General features: G+C 69.1%; 11 protein-coding genes. 8 read left to right on the forward strand and 3 right to left on the reverse strand.

Annotated elements, in window-relative coordinates:
• Positions 1–51 precede the first annotated feature (51 nt).
• Positions 52–672 (reverse strand): lysophospholipid acyltransferase family protein, encoded by a 621-nt coding sequence (locus ACFWY6_RS41430; protein WP_384701861.1) that lies wholly within the window; start codon positions 670–672, stop codon positions 52–54.
• A 417-nt stretch (positions 673–1,089) separates the two neighbouring features.
• On the opposite strand from ACFWY6_RS41430, the gene ACFWY6_RS41435 reads away from it, so the two are divergent.
• From ACFWY6_RS41435 to ACFWY6_RS41445, 3 genes are all read left to right on the forward strand, one after another.
• Positions 1,090–2,259 (forward strand): glycerophosphodiester phosphodiesterase, encoded by a 1,170-nt coding sequence (locus ACFWY6_RS41435; RefSeq protein WP_384701864.1) that lies wholly within the window; start codon positions 1,090–1,092, stop codon positions 2,257–2,259.
• A 74-nt stretch (positions 2,260–2,333) separates the two neighbouring features.
• On the forward strand, positions 2,334–2,849 hold the full coding sequence (locus ACFWY6_RS41440; RefSeq protein WP_384701867.1) for an RNA polymerase sigma factor: 516 nt from the start codon (positions 2,334–2,336) through the stop codon (positions 2,847–2,849).
• A 37-nt stretch (positions 2,850–2,886) separates the two neighbouring features.
• On the forward strand, positions 2,887–3,390 hold the full coding sequence (locus ACFWY6_RS41445; RefSeq protein ID WP_384701869.1) for a GNAT family N-acetyltransferase: 504 nt from the start codon (positions 2,887–2,889) through the stop codon (positions 3,388–3,390).
• Here the strand turns inward: ACFWY6_RS41445 and ACFWY6_RS41450 are convergent.
• Together ACFWY6_RS41450 and ACFWY6_RS41455 are read right to left on the reverse strand one after the other, a co-directional pair.
• Complete coding sequence (locus tag ACFWY6_RS41450; protein WP_384701872.1) at positions 3,380–3,817, reverse strand: hypothetical protein; 438 nt, start codon at positions 3,815–3,817, stop codon at positions 3,380–3,382. The two genes, ACFWY6_RS41445 and ACFWY6_RS41450, sit on opposite strands and share 11 nt — an antisense overlap.
• A gap of 1 nt (position 3,818) precedes the next feature.
• The gene (locus ACFWY6_RS41455) at positions 3,819–4,178 is read right to left on the reverse strand and encodes a hypothetical protein (protein WP_266868947.1); all 360 of its coding nucleotides are present in this window, start codon (positions 4,176–4,178) and stop codon (positions 3,819–3,821) included.
• A 71-nt stretch (positions 4,179–4,249) separates the two neighbouring features.
• Between ACFWY6_RS41455 and ACFWY6_RS41460 the strand changes: the two genes are divergently transcribed.
• From ACFWY6_RS41460 to ACFWY6_RS41480, 5 genes are all read left to right on the forward strand, one after another.
• The gene (locus ACFWY6_RS41460) at positions 4,250–4,897 is read left to right on the forward strand and encodes an HAD family hydrolase (protein WP_384701876.1); all 648 of its coding nucleotides are present in this window, start codon (positions 4,250–4,252) and stop codon (positions 4,895–4,897) included.
• A gap of 403 nt (positions 4,898–5,300) precedes the next feature.
• Positions 5,301–6,356 (forward strand): methionine ABC transporter ATP-binding protein, encoded by a 1,056-nt coding sequence (locus tag ACFWY6_RS41465; RefSeq protein ID WP_384701880.1) that lies wholly within the window; start codon positions 5,301–5,303, stop codon positions 6,354–6,356.
• The gene (locus ACFWY6_RS41470; RefSeq protein ID WP_384701884.1) at positions 6,353–7,072 is read left to right on the forward strand and encodes a methionine ABC transporter permease; all 720 of its coding nucleotides are present in this window, start codon (positions 6,353–6,355) and stop codon (positions 7,070–7,072) included. The genes ACFWY6_RS41465 and ACFWY6_RS41470 overlap by 4 nt, the downstream gene beginning before the upstream one ends.
• A 100-nt stretch (positions 7,073–7,172) precedes the next feature.
• Positions 7,173–8,015 carry a MetQ/NlpA family ABC transporter substrate-binding protein gene (locus tag ACFWY6_RS41475; RefSeq protein WP_384701887.1) on the forward strand — a complete coding sequence of 281 codons (843 nt, stop codon included), beginning with the start codon at positions 7,173–7,175 and terminating at the stop codon, positions 8,013–8,015.
• A 2-nt stretch (positions 8,016–8,017) separates the two neighbouring features.
• Positions 8,018–8,845, forward strand: a complete 828-nt coding sequence (locus tag ACFWY6_RS41480; RefSeq protein ID WP_384701890.1) for a MetQ/NlpA family ABC transporter substrate-binding protein — start codon at positions 8,018–8,020, stop codon at positions 8,843–8,845.
• The last annotated feature ends 147 nt before the right edge of the window (positions 8,846–8,992 follow it).

Raw genomic sequence — 8,992 nt, forward strand, 5'->3', positions numbered from 1 at the left:
CCCCGGGGAACTGCGCGACCAGCCACGGACGGCCCGCAGGCGAAGGCAGAGCTACGCGGCCTTCGCCTTCGTGGCGTACATGTCCACGTACTCCTGACCGGACAGCTGCATGACCTCCGTCATCACGGAGTCCGTCACCGCCCGCAGCACATAGCGGTCGCGGTCCATGCCCTCGTAGCGCGAGAACTCCATCGGCTCGCCGAAGCGGACCGTCACCCGGCCGGGCCGGGGGAGTCCCTTGCCGCCCGGCTGGAGCTTGTCCGTGCCGATCATCGCGAAGGGGATGACGGGCGCGCCGGTCATCAGGGTGAGGCGCGCGATGCCCGTGCGGCCGCGGTACAGGCGGCCGTCGGGGGAACGGGTGCCCTCCGGGTAGATGCCGAAGAGCTTGCCCTCCTCAAGGACGCGCCGCCCCGTCATCAGCGCCGCCACACCGCCGTGGCCGCCGTCGCGGTCCACGGGGATCATGCCGGCGCCGGAGAAGAACCAGGCCATCAGGCGGCCCTTGATGCCCTTGCCCGTGACGTACTCGTCCTTGCCGATGAAGAACACCGGACGCGGGCACACCAGAGGCATGATCATCGAGTCGATGAACGTGAGGTGGTTTCCGGCCATGATGACCGGACCGGTGCCCGGAATGTTCTCGGCGCCTTCCACCCGTGGGCGGAACATCAGACGCAAGATCGGTCCGAGCACTGCCTTGATGAGCGCGAGACGGGACAACGGGCCCTCCGGTGTCAACGGGTCGACGACGAGTATGTGCAGGTGAGGACGATACTCGCGGGTCCCCGCTCACCGCACATCGGGTTCATCTACTCGATACGCAGAGTTGACCTGGGTTTGCGTGGTGTTGCCCTTGGAACGTCCTCCCTGGGACGACGGTATCCCCGTGGGGGACAAGTGGCGCGTACTAGTGGTCCTTGTCACGCGCCGCAGTCACGCGCAGCCATGACGTGACGGGCCCCGCACACCAGTAGCCATCCCGCATCACCCTTCCGTTCGGCCCAGGGTCTCCCATCCGTCACGCGGCGGCACCTACGATCGTGCCGCTTTGTCAGGTGCAAGGCAGCACATCGGGAGGAGCGCTCAATGGCTAAGCAGCAGTCGGGTCAGTCGGGGTCGGGGGAGCAGCGGCCGGGGCGGCGCGCGGTGCTCGGGGCGGCGGTGCTCGGGGCGGGCACAGCCGTCGTGGGGCTGCCCGGCGTGGCGAGAGCCGACGCGAAGCACGGACACGGGGGTTACAAGACCCTGCCGGTGCCGACGGTCGTCGCGCACCGCGGCACCAGCGGGTACCGCCCCGAGCACACGCTCGGCTCGTACCAGCTCGCCCTCGACATGGGCGCCCACGTCATCGAGCAGGACGTCGTGCCCACCAAGGACGGCCATCTCGTATGCCGTCACGAGAACGACATCACCGCGACGACGGACGTCTCGGCGCACCCCGAGTTCGCGTCCCGCAAGACCACCAAGTCCGTGGACGGCACCTCCTTCACGGGCTGGTTCACCGAGGACTTCACGCTCGCCGAGCTGAAGACGCTGCGCGCCAAGGAGCGCATCCCGGGCACCCGCCAGCGCAACACGCTCTACGACGGCCGCTGGGACGTGCCCACCCTGGAAGAGGTCTTCCAGTGGGCCGACAAGCAGGGGCGCAAGCACGGCAAGCAGATCTGGCTGCACATCGAGACCAAGCACCCCACGTACTTCCGCAAGCTGGGCCTCGGCCTGGAGGAGCCGCTCGCCAAGCTCCTGCGCAAGTACGGCCGGCACAAGAAGGACGCGCCGAACTTCCTGCAGTCCTTCGAGCCGAGCAGCATCCAGCGCCTGAACAAGCTGGTCGACGCGCCGCTGGTGGTGCTCCTGTCCACCGCGGCCTCACGGCCCTGGGACTTCGTCGAGGCGGGCGACCCGCGCACCGTCGCCGATCTCATCAAGCCCGATGGCCTCACGTGGATGGCGTCGTACGCACAGGGCATCGGCCCCACCCTCGACCTCGTCATCCCGAAGAACCCGGACGGCAGCCTCGGCACCCCGTCCACGCTGGTCAAGGACGCGCACGCGGCGGGCCTTGTCCTGCACCCGTACACGATGCGCAACGAGAACACCTTCCTGCCCACGAACTTCAGGAAGGGCACCGACCCGGCCGCCTACGGCGACGCCTTCGGTGCCTTCAAGGCGTACTTCGAGACGGGCATCGACGGCATCTTCTCCGACAACCCGGACACCGCGCTGCTCGCGGCCGCCGACTTCGTCAACAGCTGATCGCCCGGCCCCGGTTGGGGTGAGAGACGGCCGCTCCGGCAACCTGCCGCCGGGGCGGCCGCGTCCCGGCGGGCATGACCACCCAGCTCATCCCCGCACTGCGCCCGCTCCTCGCCGCCGAGGCGTCCGCCGCCGCCCTCGGCTCCGGCGCCGACCCGGGCGACCTCGAACAGGCCGTCTGGCTGCGCCTCCTGGAACGGATGGACGCCGACGGCCCACCCGCCGACCCGGCCACCTGGCTGCGCGGCGCCGTCGCCGCCGAGGCGCGGCGCAGCCGGCGTACGGCGGAGCGCGAGGTGCGGTACGCGACCGAACCCGCCGACGACATCGAGTGCGGCCCCGAGCAGCGCGCCCTGCGGGCCGACCGGGACCGCACCCTGCACGCGGCGGTCCGCAGGCTGCCAGGACGCTGCCCCGGCCTGATGGCGGCACTTCTGTCCCCCGAGGACCTCACCTACCGGGAGATCGCAGGCGAGTTGGGAATGTCACAGGGCAGTCTGGGGCCGGAACGTTCCCGATGCCTGGGATGCCTGCGCAGAATGCTCGCGGCGGAGGTTGCAGCTCCTGAACCGCGGGGAAAGGAGCGTTAGACAACCGGCGGAGCAGGTGAGCGGGAGGCATGCACACATGGGCATGAGTGTGACGATCTCGGCGGCGGACGGACAGGACGCCGAGAAGATCCTCAAACTGCAGTACCTGTGCTACCAGAGCGAGGCCGAGCTGTACGGCGACTACTCCATCGAGCCGCTCACGCAGACCCTCGACTCCATCAAGGCCGAACTGGCCACGGGCGACGTCCTGGTGGCGCGGCTCGGCGACGAAGTGGTGGCCTCCGTGCGCGGCACGGTCGACCCCGACGGCACGGCGCGGATCAACAAGCTCATCGTCCATCCCCGGATGCAGCGGCACGGCCTGGGCGGCCGGCTCCTGGAGGCGATAGAGCAGCGGCTCGGCGCGGGCGGCGGCACCAAGTGCTTCCAGCTCTTCACCGGGCACCGCAGCGAGCAGAACCTCCAGCTCTACCGCAAGCACGGCTACACCGCGGTGGGCACCCGGCGGGTCAACGAACGCCTGACGCTGGTCACGCTCTCCAAGGACACGGAGGCCGACACCTACGTCGCTAGCGCGTAGCCCTGCGCGCCTTGTTCAGCCAGAACATGGCGGTGACCGGCAGGATCACCGGGATGAAGAGATAGCCCATGCCGAAGTCCGACCAGACCGTCGCGTCGGGGAAGGCGGACGGCTCGACGAGCGTCCACGTGCCCACGGCGAGGACGCCCACCAGCTCGGCGGCGCAGCACACCAGCGCCGCCCTGCGGGCCTTCTCGCCGCCGCGGACCAGCGAGTACGTGATGAAGCCGTAGACGAGCCCGGCGATCGCGGACAGCGTGTACGCGAGCGGGGCCTTGTCGAAGTCCGACGAGATCTGCACGGCGGAGCGCGACACGGCGCCGACGACCATCACGCCGTACAGCCAGACCAGGAGGATGCCGGGTCCGGTGATGAGCTTCTGGCGGGCCGGAGCCGCCCCGTCCTTGTCGGGCTCGGTCACCGTCACGTCAGCCTCCCCAGATGTCGTAGAGCCGCACTTCGAGCACGGCGAGGACCACGCCACCGGCGGCGACGGTGATCGAGCCCCAACGGGTGCGCTCCGCAAGCGACATGAAGCCCGCCGCCGGGATGCAGGCGAACGAACCGATCAGATACGCCACGAAGATCGTCGTGCCCTGCGCGGGCTCCTCGCCGCGGGCCAGCTGGACGATGCCGACGATCAGCTGGACGGTGGCGAGCAAGGTCACCACGCCCATCCCGATGAAGTGCCAGTCCTTGGTCGGCTGGTCCCGGTAGGCGGCGAAACCGCACCACGCGGCGAGCGCGAGCGCGGCCACCGAGGTCGCGATCGTCAGGGCAACAAGCATGCCGTCGACTTTATTACGGGCCCTTCGACCCGATGCGCCCGCCCCAGGGGTGCCCCGTAGGCTCGGACACCATGAAGATCCAGGCTGAAGCGCTCCTGTTCGACAACGACGGAACCCTCGTCTCCTCCCTGGAGTCGGTGTACCGCTGCTGGACGCGCCTGGCGCACGAGTACGGGATCACCGCCGAGGAATTCGCGCGGGTCGAGCTGCACGGCCGGCCCGCCGCCGAGATCATCGCCGATCTGCTGCCCGCCGGGCGCGTGGCCGAGGCCGTGCTGCGCATAGAGGAGCTCGAGGTCTCGGACGTCGCCGGCGGCGTCGTCCTGCTGCCCGGCACCCGCGAGCTCCTCGAGTCGCTGCCCCCGGAGCGCTGGGCCGTCGTCACCTCCGCCGGGCGCCGCCTCGCCGAGGCCCGGCTCGCGGAGGTCGGCATCCGCCCGAAGATGCTCATCGCCGCCGACGACATCACGCGCGGCAAGCCCGACCCGGAGCCCTTCCTGCTCGCCGCACGGAGGCTCGGCGTCGACCCGGCGCGCTGCGTGGTGTTCGAGGACGCGCCCGCCGGTCTCACGGCGGGGCGCGCGGCCGGCATGACGACCGTGGCGTTGACCACAACGCACCAGGCCCACGAGCTCTCCGCGGACGTCGTCGTCAAGGACCTCTCGGGCGTGTCCGCGCAGGCCATCGCGGGTGGCGTGGAGATCACCACCCGGGATTGAGGGCCCGCCCGCCGGTGTCCGCGCCTGTCCACCGGCTGTCCGTATACCGGACAGCGGTGGCGGGCGGCGAGCGCACGCGTGTTTTACTGTTCCGCATGACCACGACGAGCTACCGCACCCCTGCGACCGAGGCGATCACGACGCCCGGTGCTCGTTGTATGTGTCGAATGTGCGCCTTCTGAGGGCCCCTGCACCACCCCTGAGCCTCGCGCCCCGAAGCGAAGCCGCTGTGCCACGCCCCTACGCGACGTACGCCCGCTGTACATGACGTAGGAAGCGAGCCTGCCCCGCGCACACGTCCTCCGGTTCTTTTCGCCACCGCGAGAAACCGTGCCGCGTTCCCCACGAATGCCCCGTGCCCGGCCTCAACCCGGCCGCGCACTCGACAGTGACGGAAACCCCTGTGATCACCACTTCCGGCCTCACCAAGGTCTACCGCTCACGCGGTCGTGAAGTAACTGCTCTCGACGGCGTCGATCTGCACGTCCGCGAAGGCGAGGTGTACGGCGTCATCGGCCAGTCAGGCGCCGGAAAGTCCTCGCTGATCCGCTGCGTCAACCTCCTTGAGCGTCCCACCTCCGGCACCGTGACGGTCGCAGGACAGGACCTCACCGCGCTCGCCGGCCGCGGGAGCCGCGCGAGCAAGGACCTGCGCCGTGCCCGCAGCCGCATCGGCATGGTCTTCCAGCACTTCAACCTGCTGTCCTCGCGCACCGTGCAGGACAACGTCGAACTGCCCCTGGAGATCCTCGGCCTCAGCGGCGCCGAGCGCTCCCACAAGGCGCTTGAACTGCTCGACCTGGTCGGCCTCGCCGACAAGGCCAAGTCCTACCCGGCGCAGCTCTCCGGCGGCCAGAAGCAGCGCGTCGGCATCGCCCGCGCGCTCGCCGGCGACCCGAAGGTGCTGCTCTCCGACGAGGCGACGAGCGCCCTCGACCCGGAGACCACCCGCTCCATCCTCCAGCTCCTGCGCGACCTCAACCGGCAGCTCGGCCTGACCGTCCTGCTGATCACGCACGAGATGGACGTCGTCAAGAGTGTCTGCGACTCTGCCGCCCTGATGGAGAACGGCCGGATCATCGAGTCGGGCACCGTCACCGAGCTGCTCGCGACGCCCGGCTCCCAGCTGGCCGCCGCGCTCTTCCCGGTCAGCGGCGACGCCACCGGCGAGGACCGCACCGTCGTCGACGTGACCTTCCACGGCGAGGCCGCGACCCAGCCGGTCATCTCCCAGCTGTCGCGCACGTACAACATCGACATCTCGATCCTCGGCGCCGCGATGGACACCGTCGCGGGCCGGCAGGTCGGCCGCATGCGCATCGAACTGCCGGGACGCTTCGAGGAGAACGTCGTCCCGATCGGCTTCCTGCGCGAGCAGGGCCTTCAGGTCGAGGTCGCCGGACATGAAGCGCCTGTACCGCAGGACGCCACGCTGCTGGTCAAGGAAGGTGCCAAGTGACCTGGTCGGAGACGCAGCCCCTGCTGGAGCAGGCCTGTTGGGACACCCTCTACATGGTCGGCTGGTCGACGCTGATAGCCGTCGTCGCCGGACTGCCGCTCGGCATCCTGCTCGTCCTCACCGAGCGCGGCGGTCTCCTGCAGAACGCCTTCCTCAACAAGGCGATCGGGCAGATCGTGAACATCGTCCGCTCGATGCCCTTCATCATCCTCATGGTCGCGCTGATGGGCTTCACGCGCTGGATCGTCGGGACCACGATCGGCCGCGAGGCCGCCCTCGTGCCGCTCGCCATCGGCGCCATCCCCTTCTTCGCGCGGCTCGTCGAGACCTCGATCCGTGAGGTCGACGGCGGGCTCGTCGAGGCCGTCCAGTCGATGGGCGGCTCCACCTGGACCGTCGTACGCAAGGTCCTCGTCCCGGAGTCGCTGCCCTCGCTGATCGCGGGCGCCACCACCACGATCGTCGCCCTCATCGGCTACTCCGCGATGGCGGGCACGGTCGGCGGCGGCGGCCTCGGCGACCTCGCCCTGCGCTACGGCTACCAGCGCTTCGAGACCGAGCTGATGTGGATCACCGTGGCGATCCTCGCCGTGGTCATCTCGATCATCCAGTTCGCGGGCGACTACGCGGCCCGCAGCCTGCACCGGCGAGGCGGCCGCTCCGGCGCCGCACCGCGCCTGCGCTTCCTCAAGGTCGCGCCCTCGAAGGCCTCTTGAGGCCCGAAGGCTTCCTGAGACCCGAAGGCTTCTGAACCCACCCCGCACACCCACGCGGGGCTGCACCACAGAGCACCATCCATGGAGAAAGGCACTTTTCGTGCGTAACACCGCCAAGATCACCACCGCTGTCCTCGCCGCCGGAGCCCTCACCCTCGGGCTCTCCGCCTGTGGCTCCGACAAGGGCTCCGCCGCGGGCGACAAGGACGGCAAGCTCGTCGTCGCCGCGACCCCGACGCCGCAGGGCGAGATCCTGGACTACGTCCAGAAGAACCTCGCCAAGAAGGCCGGCCTCGACCTCGAGGTCAAGGAGTTCACCGACTACGTCACGCCGAACACCGCCGTCCAGCAGGGCGAGGTCTTCGCGAACTACTTCCAGCACAAGCCGTACCTCGACGACTTCAACAAGAAGAACGGCACGGACATCGTGCCCGTCCCCGGGGCCACGGTTCACCTGGAGCCGCTCGGCGTGTACTCCAAGAGCCTCAAGAAGCTCGGTGACCTGAAGGACGGCGCCACCGTCGCCGTCCCGAACGACACCACCAACGAGGCCCGCGCGCTCAAGCTCCTCGCGGACAACGGCCTCATCGAGCTCAAGAAGGGCGTCGGCTACGAAGCCACCCCCAAGGACATCGCCAAGAACCCCAAGAACATCAAGTTCAAGGAGCTCGAGGCCCCCACGCTGCCGCGCAGCCTGGGTGACGTCGACGCCGCGGTGATCAACGGCAACTACGCCCTGGAGGCCAAGCCCGCGCTCAGCCCCGCCAAGGACGCCCTCGTCGCCGAGAAGGCCAAGGACAACCCCTACGGCAACTTCCTCGCCGTGAAGAAGGGCGACGAGAACGACCCGCGCGTGAAGAAGCTCGCCAAGCTCCTCACCTCGCCCGAGGTCAAGAAGTTCATCGACGACAAGTACGACGGCGCCGTCGTCGCGGCGTTCTGATCATGCGTACGCCCGTCATGGCCGCCGCGGCCGGGGCGCTCGCCCTGTCGCTCGGCCTGACCGCCTGCGGCTCCGATTCGGGCTCGGGAGGCGGCGACGGCGACACGCTCGTCGTCGGCGCCACCCCGACCCCGGCAGGCGAAGTCCTCACGTACATCAAGGACAACCTCGCGAAGAAGGAGGGACTCGACCTCCGGATCACGGAGTTCACCGACTACGTCGCACCGAACACCGCGCTCCAGGAAGGGTCCCTCGACGCCAACCTCTACCAGCACGCCCCGTACTTGAAGGACTTCAACGAGTCCAAGAAGACGGATCTCGCGCCGGTCACCGAGGTCTATCTGCCCCCGATGGGGGTGTACGCGAACAAGACGAAGGACGTCGCCGACCTGCCGGCCGGAGCGACCGTCGCCGTTCCCAACGACACCACCAACGAGGGCAGGGCGCTGCAACTCCTCGCGTCCAAGGGCGTCATCGGGCTCAAGAAGGGCGTCGGCGGCACCGCCACGCCCCAGGACATCACGTCCAACCCGAAGAAGCTCACCATCAAGCCGTTGGAGCCCGCCCAGTTGCCGCGTTCCCTGGAGGACGTCGACGCCGCGGTCATCAACAACAACTACGCCCTCGACGCCGACTTGAGCCCCAAGAAGGACGCCATTCTTCTCGAGTCGCCCAAGGACAACCCGTACAACAACGTGCTCGCCGTCAAGAAGGGCGACGAGGACGATCCACGGGTCAAGAAGCTGGCGAAACTGCTCACTTCACCCGAGGTGAAGCAGTTCATCGAGGACAAGTACAAGGGCTCCGTCCTGCCCGTCGCGGCGAGCTGACGCACAGTCGGTTTCCGCCCTCACCACGGGGTCCGCTCCTGATGAAGGAGGGGAGCCCCGGGGGGGGGGGGGCGGCGGCCCGGGGGCACAACATCCACCCGGCTGTCCAGTCGATCCGACCTGACCGGCCGGATCGACTGGAGCATG

Origin of the sequence: Streptomyces sp. NPDC059037, from assembly GCF_042740015.1 — a bacterium.
Lineage (GTDB): Bacteria > Actinomycetota > Actinomycetes > Streptomycetales > Streptomycetaceae > Streptomyces.